Genomic DNA, 14,711 nt, shown 5'->3' on the forward strand with positions numbered 1-14,711 from the left:
GGTCAGCTCCCGGCGGCGGCCAGGTAGTGGACGCCGCCTTGCGCGTCGCCCTCCGGCCAGACCCGGACCGGGCCGCCGAAGGCGCGCGAGAGCAGCTCGCCGTCCAGCGTGGCCCGGCGCGTGCCGTCGGCCAGTACCCGGCCCTGGTGCAGCACGACCACCCGGTCGATCTCCGGGATGATCTCCTCGATGTGGTGGGTCACCAGCACCAGGGTCACGCCCTGCGCGGCCAGCGTGCGCAGCATCGCCAGGAGGTGGCCGCGGGCGACCAGGTCCAGGCCGGTGCCCGGCTCGTCGAGCAGCAGCGCCTGCGGGCGGTTGACCAGGGCGCGGGCGATGAGGACGCGGCGGGCTTCGCCGGTGGACAGCTCGGCGTACAGGCGCCGGCGCAGCGGCAGGGCGTGGGCGCGCTCGAGGGCCTCGGCCGCGCGCTGCCGCATCTCGTCGGTGATTTCGCGGAACGGCGGCACCACGAACGAGGCGAACAGGCCGCTGAGCACCGCCTCCTCGGCGGTGAGCCGGGGCATGTCGGCCAGCGTGGCGCCGAAGTCGCCGGTCACGATGCCCAGCTGGGAGCGCAAGCGGTCCACCTGCCAGCGGGCCTGGCCCAGCACCTGCACCGGCGCGCTGCCGCCGGTGCGCGCCAGCGGGTACAGCTCGCGGGTCACCAGCTTGATCAGGGTCGACTTGCCGCAGCCGTTGGCGCCGAGGATGGCGGTGTGCTGGCCCTGGTCGATCCGCAGCGACAGCTCGTGGAGCACCCGGACCTGGCCGCGGACGACGCTGGCGCGGTCCAGTTCGATCAGGGGCGGCCGCTCGGCGGCGGGGGCGTGAAGAACGGCGGGAGCGGTCATCGACGGGGGCGGTTCCTGGCGCGGACGCCGCAGATGAACACCATACGCGGCGGACAGGTGAAGTTTGCCGGATCAGGCCCCATCATGTCGCCACGCGGGACGGTTTCCCGCGCTTCTTCACGCTCCGGGGTTTGCCGCGATGCTCGATGTGCTGTTCGATTTCCTCGTCTCCGGCGTCGCCGGCCTGGGCTGGTGGGGCATGCTGGTCGTGCTGCTGGTCTTCACCCAGCTGACGATCTTCTCGGTGACCTTGTACCTGCACCGCAGCCAGGCCCATCGCGGCGTGGATTTCCACCCTGCGCTGAACCACTTCTTCCGCTTCTGGACCTGGTTGACCACCTCGATGATCACCCGCGAGTGGGTCGCCATCCACCGCAAGCACCACGCCAAGGTGGAGACCGAGGAGGATCCGCACAGCCCGCAGACGCGCGGCATCGGCAAGGTCTTCTGGCAAGGCGTGGAGCTGTACCGCGAAGCGCGTGCCGACCGTCCGTCGATCGAGCAGTACGGCAAGGGCGCGCCGGACGACTGGATCGAGCGCCACCTGTACACCCCGCACGCTAACCTCGGCCCGACCGCGCTGCTGTTCATCAATTTCGCCCTGTTCGGCCTGCCGGGCGTCGCCCTGTGGGCCATCCAGATGGCGTGGATCCCGTTCTGGGCCGCCGGCGTGGTCAACGGCCTCGGCCACTGGTGGGGATACCGCAACTTCGAGTCGGCCGACACCTCGACCAACCTCACCCCGTGGGGCGTGTGGATCGGCGGCGAGGAGCTGCACAACAACCACCACGCGTTCCCCAGCTCGGCACGCTTCTCGATGCGGCGCTGGGAGTTCGACATCGGCTGGGCCGCGATCAAGGGCCTGGAGAAGGTCGGGCTGGCCAAGGTGCTGCGCGTGGCGCCGAGCCTGGACATCCGCCCGAACATCACCGCACCGGATACCGAGACCCTGCGCGCGCTGCTGTCGCACCGGTTCCAGGCCATGACCGACTACCAGCGCAACGTGCTCAAGCCGGCGTTGCGCGAAGAGGCCGCCGCCGCCGGCGCCCGGCTGCGCGAACTGCTGCCGCGGCGGATGCGCAAGGGGCTGGTCGACGATGGCCGCTGGCTCAAGCCCGATGCGCGCGAACAGCTGCACGCGTGGGTCTCGCAGCGGCCGCGGATCCAGGCGCTGGTCGAGCACCGCGCGCGCCTGTCGGCGCTGCTGGAGGCGCGCAGCCACGACGCGGCCGAGCGCCTGCGCCAACTGCAGGCCTGGTGCCAGGAAGCCGAAGCCAGCGGCATCCGCGCGCTGCAGGACTACTCGGCACGCCTGAAGGGCTACGCGCTGGCGCACTGATGCCGGGCAGCGCTCGCCACGCACCGCCGCCGACCAGGCCCGGACGCCCGCGTCCGGGCCTGCTGCTTTGCGCGGGTTGGCTGCTGGCTGCCAGCGCCACCGCCGCCGCCCAGGTCGAGCACACCGGCGACTACCTGGCAAGGATGGACGGCGACGGCGACGGTCGCATCTCGCAGGCCGAATACGTGGCCTGGATGGGCTACGCATTCGAGCGTATGGATGCCGACGGCGACGGCGTGCTCGCCATCGCCGAGCTGCCCGGCGGCAAGGGCAAGCCGATCACGCTGGAAGAGCACCGGCGACGCCTGGCCGAACGCTTCGTGCGCCAGGACGCCAACAAGGACGGCTACCTGGACGCGCGCGAACTGGCGGCGCCGCCGCTCTGACCCGTTGCGGGTCCGTTCCTTGTAGGAGCCGATTTATCGGCGACACGGGCGTCGGCACGATCGACACGTAGCCTGCGCCGACGTGGCGTGTCGCCGATAAATCGGCTCCTACAGGGAAGAGCCGTCGCCCTGTCCCGTTCGCGGCGGGTCGACCAGCGGCTGGCCGTTCTGCAGCAGCCACAACATGATCGTCTTCTGCCGCACGTAGTTGGCGCTGACGAACGACTCGACCAGCCCCGGCCAACCATCGAGGAAGCCGGCCTTGAGCACGAAGCCGCGGAAGAATCGCCAGGCCGGCGCCAGCACCAGCTTGCCCAGGGTCGCGCGCTTGCCGCGGGCAAAATCGTGCTCGGCCATCATCCGCGCATAGCGCTGCTTCTTGTCCAGAAGCTGGAGGAAGGAACGGTAGGGATGGTGCAGCAGGTCGCCGGCCAGCAGTGCGACCGGGCCGTCGACCGATACCGCCTCGTGGATTTCGCGATCCCCGCGCCAGCCGGCACGGCGCCGGTCGAACAGGCGCAGCACCCGGTCCGGATAGGCGGTGCCGTGGCGAAGAAAGCGTCCGTAGTACTCCGACATCCGCGCGAAGCGATAGCCGGCGGCACGGGCGAAACCGCCTTCGCGCTCGGCCTCGATCGACGCGCGCAGCCGCGCATCGACGCGCTCGTCCGCGTCCAGGCTCAGCACCCAGTCGTGCGCGCACTGGTCGACCGCGAACTGCTTCTGGCTGCGGAAGCCGTCGAAGGGACGGACCAGGACCCGCGCCCCGGCGCGTTGCGCGACCTCGCGGGTGCCGTCGGTGGAGCCGGAGTCGACCACCACGATCTCGTCGCAGAACGACAGCGAGGCCAGGCAGTCGCCGATCCGGTCGGCCTCGTTGAAGGCGATGACGCAAGCCGACAGCGGGACCCGGCCCGCCACCGTGACGGCCGCGGCGACCGTGGTCGATGCGGCGGCAGGCGTGGCAACGGCGTGGCGGTCGGCGGTCATGCGGCGGAGCACGGCACGGAAGGTGCGCAAAGCCTAGCAGGGGCTGGCCGGGCCGGCGCGCGCCGGTGCGATAATCCCCGCCGTCCCAGCGCACCCGGGAGTGCGACGTGCCCAAGCATTACCTGCTGTACGGTTCCGAGCGATACGCGCTGGCGATCCTGCGCCCGATCCAGGCCGCGATCCGCGCGCGCGGGGACCGGACCGCGTGGTTCTTCGATGGCCCCGGCGCCGAAGACCTCAACCCGGACGAGACCCTGCTGGACGTCGAGCAGGTCCGCGCCTGGAACCCGTACGCGGTGATCACCTCGTCCAACGCGGTGCCGCACTTCTTCCCGGGGGTGAAGGTCGAGACCTTCCACGGTTTCGATGCGGGCAAGCCGCGGCACATCTACATCCGCGGCTTCTTCGACCTGTACTGCACCACCGGCCCGCGCGACACCGCGGCCTTCGGCGAGCTGTCGAAGGAACTGGGCCACTTCGCGGTGACCGAGACCGGCTTCCCCAAGATCGACCCGTTCATGGCGCAACTGGGCGATGCGCCCGAGCCCGTGCGGCAGCCGCCGGTGATCCTCTACCACTCCACGTTCTCGCCTTCGTGGAGTGCCGCGCCGGTGCTGTACGACGAGATCGCGCGGCTGTCGCGCACCGGGGAGTGGCGCTGGATCGTGACCTTCCACCCGAAGATGGATCCGGAGGTCGTCGCCCGGTACAAGGCGCTGCAGAACGAATACCTGACCTTCGCCGAGAACGACAACATCCTCGACCTGTTCCCGCAGGTGGACATGATGTGCTCGGATACCTCGTCGGCGCTCAACGAGTTCCTGCTGACCTACAAGCCGGTGGTGACCTTCAAGAACCGCCGTCCCGGGCCACAGCTGATCGACATCGACGATCCGGCGCAGTTCGAGCCGGCGATCCGGCGCGCGCTGTCGCGGCCGCCGGAACTGATGGCCGCGGTGCGCAAGTTCGCCGACCAGCTGCACCCGTACCGCGACGGCCGGTCCAGCGAGCGCGTGCTCGATGCGATCGACGCCTTCGTCGCCGCCGGCGGGCGCAACCGCAAGCCCAAGCCGCTGAACCTGTGGCGCAAGCTGAAGTTGCGCAGGCGGATCGGCTACTGGGGTCCGGCCCGGGTCTGACCCGGTCGTCCGCTCACCAGCGCAGTCGCCGCGCGGCGAGGGTGCGCCCGAGCTGCGCGTAGAGGGCGCGTGCCTCCTCCACGGGCAGGTAGCGGATGCGCAGTGGCGGCGACATCCCGCCGGCGCCGGCGGTATCCATCCACAGCGACGCGGTGCCCAGCCAGCGGTCCAGCGGCGAGCGCTGCAGGCGCAGCGCCTGCAGCTTGTCGATCTCGGCGAAGCGCCACCAGCGCGACCACCAGCCGCCGCGCACCGCGACCAGGCGCGCGTCGACCGAATAGCCCATGCGGCCGGCCTGGCGCCACGCCGCATACGCCGACCAGGGCAGCCACAGCAGCACCAGCAGCCCCCAGCCGCCCAGCTGCCAGGCCAGCGCCGCGGCGACCACCAGGTTCCATGCGACGCTGCCGGCGAACTGCCGCCACCAGGCATTGCGCGGCAGCGGGCGCCAGTGCGCCGGCGGCCAGGCGGCGCCCGGCAGCAGGTGCAGGGCCAGCGCATCGCAGGCGCCGGGAGTGGCGATAGGCGCCAGTTCGCGCAGCTTGCGCGGGTCGTCCTCGCGGCCGCCGGTGGCGGTGTCGATGCGCAGGCTGCGCCGTCCGAACCAGCGGTGCAGCAGCGTCTCCTGCAGGAACCAGGCCTGGATCCTGCGCGGGGCGACGCTGCTGCGCACGCGTGCGAACAGGCCGCGCTCGACCGTCAACCGGCGCTGGGTCTCGCTCAGGCGGAAACCGTGGTACTGGCTCAGTGCCAGCGCGACCGAGAGCAGCCGCAGCAGGAACACGAACAGGCCGGCCACCGCCAGCATGGCGCTGGCGATGCCGGGCCAGCCCAGGTGCAGCTCGCCGGCGTACCCGGCCGCCTGCTGGAACGAATCCTCGGCGTAGCGCGCGATCAGCCGCTCGTCCGGGAACAGTTGCCAGAGCAGGCCGAAGCCGGCGGCGAACACGATCATGCCGCGGTTGGACACCAGGCCCAGGCGCACGATCTCGGCGGTCGTCAGCGCCAGCAGCGTACGGCTGCCGGAGTCCGCCTGTCCGTTCCCGCCGGCGTCGACCGCTGCGGCGTCTACCGCTTCGGCGCCGTGGTGCCGCACCAGCCGTTCCAGCGCCAGCGCATCGTCGATGCCCAGTACGCGCATGTGCGCCTCGGGCTTCTGCCCGCCGGCCGATTCCAGCCGCACTTCGGCCACGCCGAACAGCCGGTGCAGCAGCGACTGGTGCAGCCCCACGTTATGGATTCGCGCGAACGGTATCTCGCGCTGCGAGCGCTGCAGCAGGCCGCTGCGGATGGTGATGCCGTCGCGGCCGATCCGGTAGCGGTAGGTGAAGTACTGCAGGACCGACACCAGCACCAGCGCACCGACGCCAAGCAACGGCGCCAGCTCCCACCAGCCCTCGGAACCACCGCGCCGCCCGGCAAACAGCAGCACCACCAGCGGCACGATGAACTGCCGCAGCTGCTGCAGCAGCACGAACAGCCACGACCACCGATGCAGCCGCTGCTCGGCCGGCGCGGCCGGGGACGCGTCCAGCCCGCTCACAATGCGTCGTCGGCTTCGACCTGGCGGGCCAGGTGCGCGCGCAGCGCTTCGGCATCGTCCAGCGCCAGCAGAGGCAGCTTCACCGCGGCCATGCGGGTGCCGGCGGTATGCACCACCAGCGTGGCCAGGCCGAGCCTGCGCTCGAGCGGGCCGCGCTCCAGGTCCAGGTGCTGCACGCGCGAGACCGGCACCAGGGTCTCGGTGCGCCACAGGCCGCCACGGCGGGTGGCGAAGCCGTCGGCATCGAGCTTCCAGCCGATCCGCCGGTGGCGCAGGCGGCCGACCAGCGCGCCCAGCGCCAGGCCGGCCAGGCCGGCGACGATGCCGGCTGGCAGCCGCGACACCTCCAGCAGCGCCGAGGCGAGCAGGCCGACGCCGAACGCGGCAGGCAGCGCGAATGCGAAGCCGACCCCGAGCGCATGCAGCAGTGCGCCTCGCGCCGGCAGCGGATGCCAGTCGGCGGTCGCGGCAGGTACGACGGGATCCAGGGGAGGAGGGCTGGCGGCCGGAGAGTCGGTCACGGAGTTCCGTGGGTCGGGGAGGTCACCGGATCGTAAGCGTTCACGCGGCCGGATGCGCGCCTGCAGCAGTGGGCGCGCCGCGCAGCCTGCGGTTCCGCCTGCCTTAGGCCGGGCGCTTGGCCCATTCGCGACGCTCGTACGGATTGATCTCGCCGCTGCCCGGCGGCCGCAGCGTGTAGCGCTTGTACGTCCACTGGTACTGGGAGGGATCGCGCCGGGTGATGCGCTCCACCTCGGCATTGAGGCAGGCGACGGCGGCGACCGGATCCGGGTCGCCGATCGCCGCCGGCGCCGGTTCGAGGTGCAGGGCGAAGCCGGGGCCGTCGCCGATGCGTTCGCACCAGGCCAGCAGCACCGGCGCGCCGGTGCGTTCGGCCAGGCGCGACAGCAGGGTCATGGTCAGCGCCTGCACGCCGAAGAACGGCGCGAACTCGCCGTCGCCGGCCTTGGGCTGCTGGTCGGGCAGGATCCCCACCGCCCTGCCTTCCTTGAGCGTCTTCCACAGCTGGCGGACCGCCGCGCCCTCGGCCCGGACCTGGCGGACGTTGTCCACACCGCGGACCTGCTGCAGGAACTCATCACCCACCGCCGAGTCGGGCGGCCGGTAGACGATGGCGATCGGGCCGCGCGACGCCAGCCACTGGTTCAGCAGCTCCCAGTTGCCGAAGTGGGGCGCGGCGACGATCACGCCGCGGCCGGCCGCCAGGGCCTGGTCGTAATGCGCCACGCCGTGCGCTTCCCGGATCAGGGCGAGGTTCTCCGCCGGGGGCCGGGTCCAGAGCTTGAGCGTTTCCAGCGCCTGCCGCGCGGTCGTGCGCAGGATGCGGCGATGCAGGGCGTCGCGTTCGGCGCCCTGCACTTCCGGGAAGGCGAGCTCGAGGTTGCGCCGGGCGACCCGGCTCTCGCGCGCGTCGCCCAGCCGCCACAGGGCGGCGATGCCGTCGCCTAGCGCGTACACCACCGGCCAGGGCAGCGCGCCCAGCAGGCGGGTGGCGGCGACGAGCAGGCGGGCCTGGCGGTGGGCGGTCATGCCGCAAGTCTAGCCGCCGAACGGCCGCGGCCCGCCCGTCGCGCGCCGTCGCGGTGCCCGGACGGTTGGCAAATCCGCCCCGCGCGGCCAATGCTGTCGCCTCCCGACCCTAGGAGCCCGTCGCATGCTCGCCCTGATCCAGCGCGTCACCCGGGCCTCGGTGGAGGTCGACGGCGAGATCGTGGGCCGCATCGACCAAGGATTGCTGGCGCTGGTCGGCGTGCAGCCGGGCGACGACGACGCGCAGGTGGCGCGAATGACCCAGAGGCTGCTGGGTTACCGGGTTTTCGCCGACGATGCCGGCCGGATGAACCGTTCGCTGGCCGATTCGGGCGGCGGGCTGCTCCTGGTGAGCCAGTTCACCCTGGCCGCGGACACCGCATCGGGGATGCGCCCGGGCTTCAGTACGGCGGCGGCGCCGGAGGAGGCTGAACGGGTTTTCAACCGGCTGGCCGAATCGTGCCGCCTGGCCCATGCCGGCGGGGTGGAAACCGGCCGCTTCGGTGCCCATATGGTGGTCAGCCTGGTCAACGACGGCCCGGTCACCTTCCTGCTCCGGGCCTGAGTCGCGCTGAACGCGAGCCGCCTGCAAGTCGTTGACGCACAAGGAAAGCAGGGCCCGAGGGTCGGTGCCCTGTTATAATGCTAGGTTCTCTTCACCACACTCAAAGCCGGTGGCGCCGCACATGGCCAACGAACGTCCAGCCCAGCAATCCGAAATCAAGCAGCTCATCAGCAAGGGCCTGGAGCAGGGCTACCTGACCTACGCCGAGGTCAACGACCACCTGCCCGACGACATCGTCGACGCGGAGCAGATCGAAGACATCATCGGCATGATCAACGGCATGGGCATCGATGTCCATGAAGTCGCGCCCGATGCCGAAACCCTGCTGCTCAACGACGGCAACACCGGCAACCGCGAGATCGACGATACCGCCGCCGAGGAGGCCGCCGCCGCGCTGACCGCGCTGGATTCGGAAGGCGGCCGCACCACCGACCCGGTGCGCATGTACATGCGCGAGATGGGTACGGTCGAGCTGCTGACCCGCGAGGGCGAGATCGCCATCGCCAAGCGCATCGAGGAAGGCCTGGGCCAGGTCCAGGCCGCGCTGGGCAGCTTCCCGTGGTCGATCGAGCTGCTGCTCGAGGAGTACGAACTGCACAAGGCCGGCAAGAAGCGCCTGGCCGAAGTCGTGGTCGGCTTCAACGACCTGGTCGAGGAAGTGCCGGAGCCGGCGCCGGTCGTGGCCGTCGACGACACCGACGCCGAAGCCGACGAGGACGAAGACGAGGACGTCGCCGACGACGAAGAGGCCGAAGCCGGCCCCACCGGCCCGGATCCGGCCGAGGTCGCGCGCCGGATGGAGCTGCTGGCCGCCGACTACGCCAAGTTCAAGAAGGCCAACGCCAAGGCCGGCCCGCAGGCCAAGAACGTGATCAAGATGCGCGGCGAGATGGCCGAGCAGTTCGTCACCTTCAAGCTGCCGCTGGCCCTGACCGACACCCTGGTGCGCAAGCTGCGCGAGGTGATGGGCGAGATCAAGGACCACGAGCGCCGCGTGCTGCACCTGGCCACCGTGGTCGCGCACATGCCGCGCAAGGACTTCATCCGGGCCTGGGAAGGCAACCAGGTCAACCTGGAGTGGGTGGACGAGGTGCTCAAGCGCAAGCAGAAGTGGTCGTCGGCGCTGCGCGAGGTCAAGGACCAGATCGTCGCCGAACAGCAGGCCACCATCGCCATCGAGCAGGCCATGCACCTGGACCTGGCCGACATCCGCGAGATCGGCCGGCAGATGGCCTACGGCGAAGCCAAGGCGCGCAAGGCCAAGAAGGAGATGGTCGAGGCCAACCTGCGCCTGGTGATCTCCATCGCCAAGAAGTACACCAACCGCGGCCTGCAGTTCCTGGACCTGATCCAGGAGGGCAACATCGGCCTGATGAAGGCGGTCGACAAGTTCGAATACCGCCGCGGCTACAAGTTCTCGACCTACGCCACCTGGTGGATTCGCCAGGCGATCACCCGCTCGATCGCCGACCAGGCGCGCACCATCCGCATCCCGGTGCACATGATCGAGACGATCAACAAGCTCAACCGCATTTCCCGCCAGATGCTCCAGCAGTACGGCCGCGAGGCCACGCCGGAGGAGCTGGCCAAGGAAATGGACATGCCCGAGGACAAGATCCGCAAGGTCATGAAGATCGCCAAGGAGCCGATCTCGATGGAGACCCCGATCGGCGACGACGAGGACTCGCACCTGGGCGATTTCATCGAGGACACCAACGTGGAGTCCCCGATCGAGAACACCACCAACATCAACCTGTCCGAGACCGTGCGCGACGTGCTGGCCGGGCTGACCCCGCGCGAGGCCAAAGTCCTGCGCATGCGCTTCGGCATCGACATGAATACCGACCACACCCTCGAGGAAGTCGGCAAGCAGTTCGACGTCACCCGCGAGCGCATCCGCCAGATCGAGGCCAAGGCGCTGCGCAAGCTGCGCCACCCCAGCCGGTCGGAGCAGTTGCGGAGCTTCTTGGATATCGACTGATCCATCGTGCCGGCGTCATGCAACAACGGGCCCCGCATCGCGGGGCCTTTTTTTATTCGTGGTGTGCCGGTCTGGCCGCTGCCGGTCGGGCTCCACTACACTCGCGTTCTGCGCGGGCCTATAGCTCAACGGTTAGAGCAGGGGACTCATAATCCCTTGGTTCCAGGTTCGAATCCTGGTGGGCCCACCACATGCCCGGGCGGCGCGGTGTCCGGCCCCCGTCCGGGGCGCCGGTCGTCACCATCGCCCGAACACGTGTGCGCCGGCTGCTGACAAGGTGGTACGTTTGGCCGGCCCGCAGGACGCGGTGGCCAGCCGGGGCTGCCCTCCAATGGCGAGGCTGGATGTCCATTCCACGAGCCAGCAGGAGAAAGCCATGAAAAGCAATGCCAGCAAGGCGGTGCTGATGTCGATCTTCGTATCCGCCGGCGTGCTTGCCGGCTGCGCCAGTACCCCGCGCGATGCCAACACCTTCGGGCGTGGCGTGTCGGGCGAGGTCCAGAGCGTGGAGTGGGGAACCCTCGAGGCGGTGCGTGCGGTGGCGATCGAGAGTGGCCGTCGCCTCACCAGCGACACCCCAGCGGTCGAGTTCACCGTGCGCCTGGACTCCGGCAAGTCGATCGTGGTGGTGCAGCCGGGGTCGGTGGGCGACTACCGTGTCGGCGACCGCGTGCGCGTCACCAATGACGGCTCGCAGACCCGGGTGGCCCGCTGAGGGTCTCACCGACGCAATCACGGTGCTGATCCAGGCGCGTGGCCAGCTGTCGCAGCCGGCCACGCAATGTTCGGGTCGGAAGAAGGCCGATGCAGGCCCGATCGGCTAGAACCACCAACGCACGCCTGCCACCCAGCGCGTTTCGCGCGTCGCCTCGTCCTCGGCCCGGCGGTAGTCGGCGGTGTTGCCGAAGCTGCGTTCGTGGACCAGGCCGACATAGGGTGCGAAACGCCGGGTGACCTCGTATCGCAGGCGCAGCCCGGCTTCGGCCGAGGACAAGCCCGAGCCGATGCCGCGCGCCGGGTCGTCCTGGCCATGCAGTTCGATCTCCAGCACCGGTTGCAGCACCAGCCGGTTGGTCAGCAGCAGCTCGTACTCGGCTTCGGCGACGAAAGCGCTGTGTCCACGCTCGCCCAGATAGGCCGTCGCCGAGACCTCGAACTTGTATGGCGCCATGCCCTGCATGCCCAGCGCGGCCCAGCTCTGCGACGGCCCTGGCGCGAAGTCATGGCGGATGCCGGCCACCACATCCCACCATGCACTGATGCCACGGCCATAGAGCACCTCGATGTCGGCAGCAGTGGTGTGCCCGTGTTCGCGCTCGCCTTCGCTGCGCAGCCACAGGCGCTGCACGTCGCCGCCGAACCAGGCGCTGCCTTCCCAGGCCTGGCCGGTGCCGGGATCCGCATCCCAGGCTTCGAAGCGGTTGAAGCGGACCAGGCTGTTCAGCGGGGCCCCGTGCGCGTGGCCTTCGTGCAAGAGCGGGAACGCGGCAGCGCGGTCGGCGTCGGTCGGCACCGGTACCGGTTCGCGTGGCAGTCCATCGGCGGCGGGCGGTGTTGCATGGCCGGCATGGGGGTCGGACGCGCTCATCCGGTGCCCGGCATGCGGGTCGATGGTTGCGGAGGCGGGTGGCACGCTGTCCTTCCGCGCGTGCTGCGCATGACCGCCATGGGGATCGGCATGCGCAGCATGCGCCGAATGATCATCCGCAACGGACCCCGGCACCGCCGCGTGGCCACCATGCGGATCGTCGTCGGCCGCGGCAGTCGCGGCTGGCTCTTGCCTGGGGTGGGCTTCGCTGTCGTGTCCGACCTGCGCGTCTTGCACGGAATGGTCGTGCGGCGGCGTTTGCGCGCGAGCGTCGGCGGACCAGGCAAGCAGGCCCGCGATGGCGGCGGCAAGCATCCACGGCCGGTTCATGCGCGTTCCTCCACGCGCACTTCGCGCATCATGCCCGCTTCCATGTGGTAGAGCAGGTGGCAGTGGTAGGCCCAGCGACCGAGTGCGTCGGCGCGCACGCGGTAGCTGCGGCGCGTGCCAGGCGGCATGTCGATGGTGTGCTTGCGGACCTGGAACGCACCGTCGGCATCCTCCAGGTCGCTCCACAGTCCGTGCAGGTGGATCGGGTGCTGCATCATCGTGTCGTTGACCAGCACGATGCGCATGCGCTCGCCGTAGTTGAGCCGCAGCGGCTCGGCGCTCGAGAACGGGATCCCGTCGAACGACCAGGCGAACTTCTCCATGTGCCCGGTCAGGTGCAGCTGCACTTCGCGGCCGGGCTCGCGGCCATCGGGGTCGTCGAACAGGCTGCGCAGGTCGGCATAGGCGAGCACGCGGCGGCCGTTGCCGCGCAGGCCGATGCCGGGATCGTCCAGGCGCGGCCCGGTGGGCGAGGACTGCATGTCCACCAGCGGGTTGCCGCGTTCGCTGGGCGGATGCACGACCGCACCGACGCCATGGGAGGACGCCGCGTGCATCGAGTGGCCCGGACCGGCTGCGGTCCCGGCCTGGCTGGCGTCGGCAGGCGATGACATCGCCGCGCCGCAGCCACCTTCCGCGCCATGCGCCATCGCCGCGCCGCAACCGCCTTCGCCGTCGTGCTTCATCATCGCGCCGCAGCCGCCCTCCACCGCCGACGGCCCATGGCCGTCGTGCGCGCCGTGGCCCATGTCCTCCATCGTCAGCAGGGGACGCGGATCGTTGGCCGGCACCGGTGCCGCCAGGCCATGGCGGACCGCCAGCGTGCCGCGGGCGAAGCCGGTGCGGCCCATGTCCTGGGCGAAGATCGTGTAGGCGTCCTGGCCGGACGGTTCGACGATCACGTCGTAGGTCTCGGCCGCGCCGATGCGCAGCTCGTCGACCGTCACCGGGTGCACGTACTGGCCGTCGGCGGCGACCACGGTCATCTTGAGCCCGGGGATGCGCACGTCGAAGTAGGTCATCGCGCCGGCATTGACCAGGCGCAGCAGCACCTTCTCGCCGGGCCGGAACAGGCCGGTCCAGTTGCCCGCCGGTGGCTGCCCGTTGAGCAGGTAGGTGTAGGTGTGCCCGTTGACGTCGGACAGGTCGCTGGGGGTCATCCGCATGCGGCCCCACATGCCGCGGTCGGCGAGCGTGGCGCGCAGGCCGTCCTCGCCCACGTCGCGGGCGAAGTCGCCGACGGTGCGCTTGTAGTAGTTGTCGTAGGACGGGGCCTTCTTCAGCCTCCGGAACAGCGCCGCAGGTTCCAGGTCGGTCCAGTCCGACAGCAGCAGCACGTGCTCGCGGTCGTAGCGGTACGGGGGCGGCTGCAGCGGATCGACGATGATCGCGCCGTACAGGCCGGCCTGCTCCTGGAACATCGAATGGCTGTGGTACCAGTAGGTGCCCGATTGCCGCAGGGTGAAGCGGTACAGCCAGCTCTCGCCCGGCGCGATGCCGTCGAAGCTCATGCCCGGCACGCCGTCCATGTTGGCCGGCAGCAGGATGCCGTGCCAGTGGATCGAGGTAGGCGCGTCGGCGAGCCGGTTGGCCACGCGCAGGGTGACCGTATCGCCCTCGCGCCAGCGCAGCAGTGGCGCGGGCAGCCGGCCGTTGACGGTGATCGCCTGGCGCGGCTGGCCGGTGATGTTCACCGTGGTGGCACCGATGTCCAGGTCGAACTTGGTGCCGGTGAGGGCGCCTGCGGCGGCGGTCGAGGCGAACGCCGGCGCGCGCAGCAGCCCGCTGCCGCCGGCAAGCCCGGCGAAGGCCAGGCCCTGGACGAAGCGTCGGCGCGACAGCGCCGCCGGAAAGGAAGGCGGGAAGGAACGGGTATCGGTCATGACGGATCCAGCGGTGTCCCGCGCAGTCGATGCGCAGGCTCGCGACGAGGGACCGCGCGGGCGCGCGGCGGCGGCTCGGGGACGTGTCAGCCGATCGGCGGGCGATTGGGTGGCGCCGGGGCCGGTCCGCCACGGGTGACCGAACCGCGGGCCTGCGGGCGGTTGAACGGCGTCGCCGTCGGCACGGCGCATGCCGTGCCCGCCAGCGCGGGCGCTGCGGAGGGGCAGGCGCATGCAGGGCCGCAGGGGTGGGTGCCGTCGCCATCCGCGCAGCAGTCGCCGGCCGACGTCGTTCCGGCGGGCTTGTCCTGCCCATGGTGCAGGTCCATGTCCGCGGTGGTCGCCGGTGCCTGGTGGCAGGGGGACGACACGTGCCGCTCGACCGCTGTGGGCGCCGCCGACGTGCTGACGCCGGCCGCCGCATGGGCGTGCGCCGGCGCGCCTGGCAGCAGGGCCAGGACGAACACGAACACGGCGAGGCGCGACAGGAGGTTCATCGGTGGGGGCAGGACGGCTGCCGCCACGGTAAGCCAGGAAGGTCGATCGATCAACGCACGGCGCA

14 protein-coding genes and 1 tRNA gene are annotated in these 14,711 nt (G+C 70.6%); 7 read left to right on the top strand and 8 right to left on the bottom strand.

The annotated features are described in order from the left end of the window. Window positions 1-2: 2 nt before the first annotated feature. Window positions 3-854 carry an ABC transporter ATP-binding protein gene (locus ABKA19_RS02685; RefSeq protein WP_353687534.1) on the bottom strand — a complete coding sequence of 284 codons (852 nt, stop codon included), beginning with the start codon at window positions 852-854 and terminating at the stop codon, window positions 3-5. Window positions 855-993: 139 nt separating this feature from the next. On the opposite strand from ABKA19_RS02685, the gene ABKA19_RS02690 reads away from it, so the two are divergent. Beyond that, on the top strand, window positions 994-2,193 hold the full coding sequence (locus ABKA19_RS02690) for a DesA family fatty acid desaturase (protein WP_353687535.1): 1,200 nt from the start codon (window positions 994-996) through the stop codon (window positions 2,191-2,193). Beyond that, window positions 2,193-2,579, top strand: coding sequence for an EF-hand domain-containing protein (locus ABKA19_RS02695; RefSeq protein WP_353687536.1), 387 nt, complete (start codon window positions 2,193-2,195; stop codon window positions 2,577-2,579). Before ABKA19_RS02690 ends, ABKA19_RS02695 begins: the two co-directional genes overlap by 1 nt. A gap of 108 nt (window positions 2,580-2,687) precedes the next feature. Here the strand turns inward: ABKA19_RS02695 and ABKA19_RS02700 are convergent, their stop codons facing one another. Then, a complete protein-coding gene (locus ABKA19_RS02700; protein ID WP_353687537.1) occupies window positions 2,688-3,569 on the bottom strand; it encodes a glycosyltransferase family 2 protein in 882 nt (293 codons plus the stop codon). A gap of 107 nt (window positions 3,570-3,676) precedes the next feature. Here ABKA19_RS02700 and ABKA19_RS02705 point away from each other — a divergent pair, with 107 nt between their 5' ends. Next, the gene (locus tag ABKA19_RS02705) at window positions 3,677-4,708 is read left to right on the top strand and encodes a CDP-glycerol glycerophosphotransferase family protein (protein WP_353687538.1); all 1,032 of its coding nucleotides are present in this window, start codon (window positions 3,677-3,679) and stop codon (window positions 4,706-4,708) included. A 13-nt stretch (window positions 4,709-4,721) separates the two neighbouring features. On the opposite strand, the gene ABKA19_RS02710 is transcribed toward ABKA19_RS02705, so the two are convergent. From ABKA19_RS02710 to ABKA19_RS02720, 3 genes are all read right to left on the bottom strand, one after another. After that, window positions 4,722-6,251: a PH domain-containing protein gene (locus ABKA19_RS02710; RefSeq protein ID WP_353687539.1), complete on the bottom strand. Its 1,530-nt coding sequence runs from the start codon at window positions 6,249-6,251 to the stop codon at window positions 4,722-4,724. Next, on the bottom strand, window positions 6,248-6,772 hold the full coding sequence (locus ABKA19_RS02715; RefSeq protein WP_353687540.1) for a PH domain-containing protein: 525 nt from the start codon (window positions 6,770-6,772) through the stop codon (window positions 6,248-6,250). Before ABKA19_RS02715 ends, ABKA19_RS02710 begins: the two co-directional genes overlap by 4 nt. Window positions 6,773-6,875: 103 nt before the next feature. Continuing rightward, the gene (locus ABKA19_RS02720; RefSeq protein WP_353687541.1) at window positions 6,876-7,802 is read right to left on the bottom strand and encodes a lauroyl acyltransferase; all 927 of its coding nucleotides are present in this window, start codon (window positions 7,800-7,802) and stop codon (window positions 6,876-6,878) included. A 124-nt stretch (window positions 7,803-7,926) separates the two neighbouring features. On the opposite strand from ABKA19_RS02720, the gene dtd reads away from it, so the two are divergent. The 4 genes from dtd (at window position 7,927) to ABKA19_RS02740 (ending at window position 11,063) form a co-directional block, all read left to right on the top strand. After that, complete coding sequence (dtd, locus tag ABKA19_RS02725; protein ID WP_162376079.1) at window positions 7,927-8,367, top strand: D-aminoacyl-tRNA deacylase; 441 nt, start codon at window positions 7,927-7,929, stop codon at window positions 8,365-8,367. Between the two features lie 121 nt (window positions 8,368-8,488). After that, the gene (rpoD, locus tag ABKA19_RS02730) at window positions 8,489-10,348 is read left to right on the top strand and encodes an RNA polymerase sigma factor RpoD (protein WP_162376080.1); all 1,860 of its coding nucleotides are present in this window, start codon (window positions 8,489-8,491) and stop codon (window positions 10,346-10,348) included. A 114-nt stretch (window positions 10,349-10,462) separates the two neighbouring features. Then, a tRNA-Ile gene (locus tag ABKA19_RS02735) sits at window positions 10,463-10,538 on the top strand. A gap of 186 nt (window positions 10,539-10,724) precedes the next feature. After that, window positions 10,725-11,063 carry an outer membrane lipoprotein gene (locus ABKA19_RS02740; protein ID WP_353687542.1) on the top strand — a complete coding sequence of 113 codons (339 nt, stop codon included), beginning with the start codon at window positions 10,725-10,727 and terminating at the stop codon, window positions 11,061-11,063. Window positions 11,064-11,168: 105 nt separating this feature from the next. Here ABKA19_RS02740 and ABKA19_RS02745 read toward each other — a convergent pair whose 3' ends face one another. From ABKA19_RS02745 to ABKA19_RS02755, 3 genes are all read right to left on the bottom strand, one after another. Beyond that, a complete protein-coding gene (locus ABKA19_RS02745) occupies window positions 11,169-11,981 on the bottom strand; it encodes a copper resistance protein B (RefSeq protein WP_353687543.1) in 813 nt (270 codons plus the stop codon). Window positions 11,982-12,262: 281 nt separating this feature from the next. Then, window positions 12,263-14,149 (bottom strand): copper resistance system multicopper oxidase, encoded by a 1,887-nt coding sequence (locus tag ABKA19_RS02750; RefSeq protein WP_353687544.1) that lies wholly within the window; start codon window positions 14,147-14,149, stop codon window positions 12,263-12,265. Window positions 14,150-14,235: 86 nt separating this feature from the next. Beyond that, a complete protein-coding gene (locus ABKA19_RS02755; RefSeq protein WP_353687545.1) occupies window positions 14,236-14,646 on the bottom strand; it encodes a hypothetical protein in 411 nt (136 codons plus the stop codon). Between the last annotated feature and the right edge of the window lie 65 nt (window positions 14,647-14,711).

Origin of the sequence: Pseudoxanthomonas sp. Soil82 (assembly GCF_040446535.1) — a bacterium.
Lineage (GTDB): Bacteria > Pseudomonadota > Gammaproteobacteria > Xanthomonadales > Xanthomonadaceae > Pseudoxanthomonas > Pseudoxanthomonas kaohsiungensis.

Excerpts from the sequence above, each read along its gene's own strand:
- dtd (WP_162376079.1), top strand. The coding sequence starts at position 7,927 with ATGCTCGCCCTGATCCAGCGCGTCACCCGGGCCTCGGTGGAGGTCGAC.
- ABKA19_RS02740 (WP_353687542.1), top strand. The coding sequence starts at position 10,725 with ATGAAAAGCAATGCCAGCAAGGCGGTGCTGATGTCGATCTTCGTATCC.
- ABKA19_RS02690 (WP_353687535.1), top strand. The coding sequence starts at position 994 with ATGCTCGATGTGCTGTTCGATTTCCTCGTCTCCGGCGTCGCCGGCCTG.
- ABKA19_RS02755 (WP_353687545.1), bottom strand. The coding sequence starts at position 14,646 with ATGAACCTCCTGTCGCGCCTCGCCGTGTTCGTGTTCGTCCTGGCCCTG.
- rpoD (WP_162376080.1), top strand. The coding sequence starts at position 8,489 with ATGGCCAACGAACGTCCAGCCCAGCAATCCGAAATCAAGCAGCTCATC.
- ABKA19_RS02685 (WP_353687534.1), bottom strand. The coding sequence starts at position 854 with ATGACCGCTCCCGCCGTTCTTCACGCCCCCGCCGCCGAGCGGCCGCCC.
- ABKA19_RS02695 (WP_353687536.1), top strand. The coding sequence starts at position 2,193 with ATGCCGGGCAGCGCTCGCCACGCACCGCCGCCGACCAGGCCCGGACGC.
- ABKA19_RS02720 (WP_353687541.1), bottom strand. The coding sequence starts at position 7,802 with ATGACCGCCCACCGCCAGGCCCGCCTGCTCGTCGCCGCCACCCGCCTG.
- ABKA19_RS02700 (WP_353687537.1), bottom strand. The coding sequence starts at position 3,569 with ATGACCGCCGACCGCCACGCCGTTGCCACGCCTGCCGCCGCATCGACC.
- ABKA19_RS02750 (WP_353687544.1), bottom strand. The coding sequence starts at position 14,149 with ATGACCGATACCCGTTCCTTCCCGCCTTCCTTTCCGGCGGCGCTGTCG.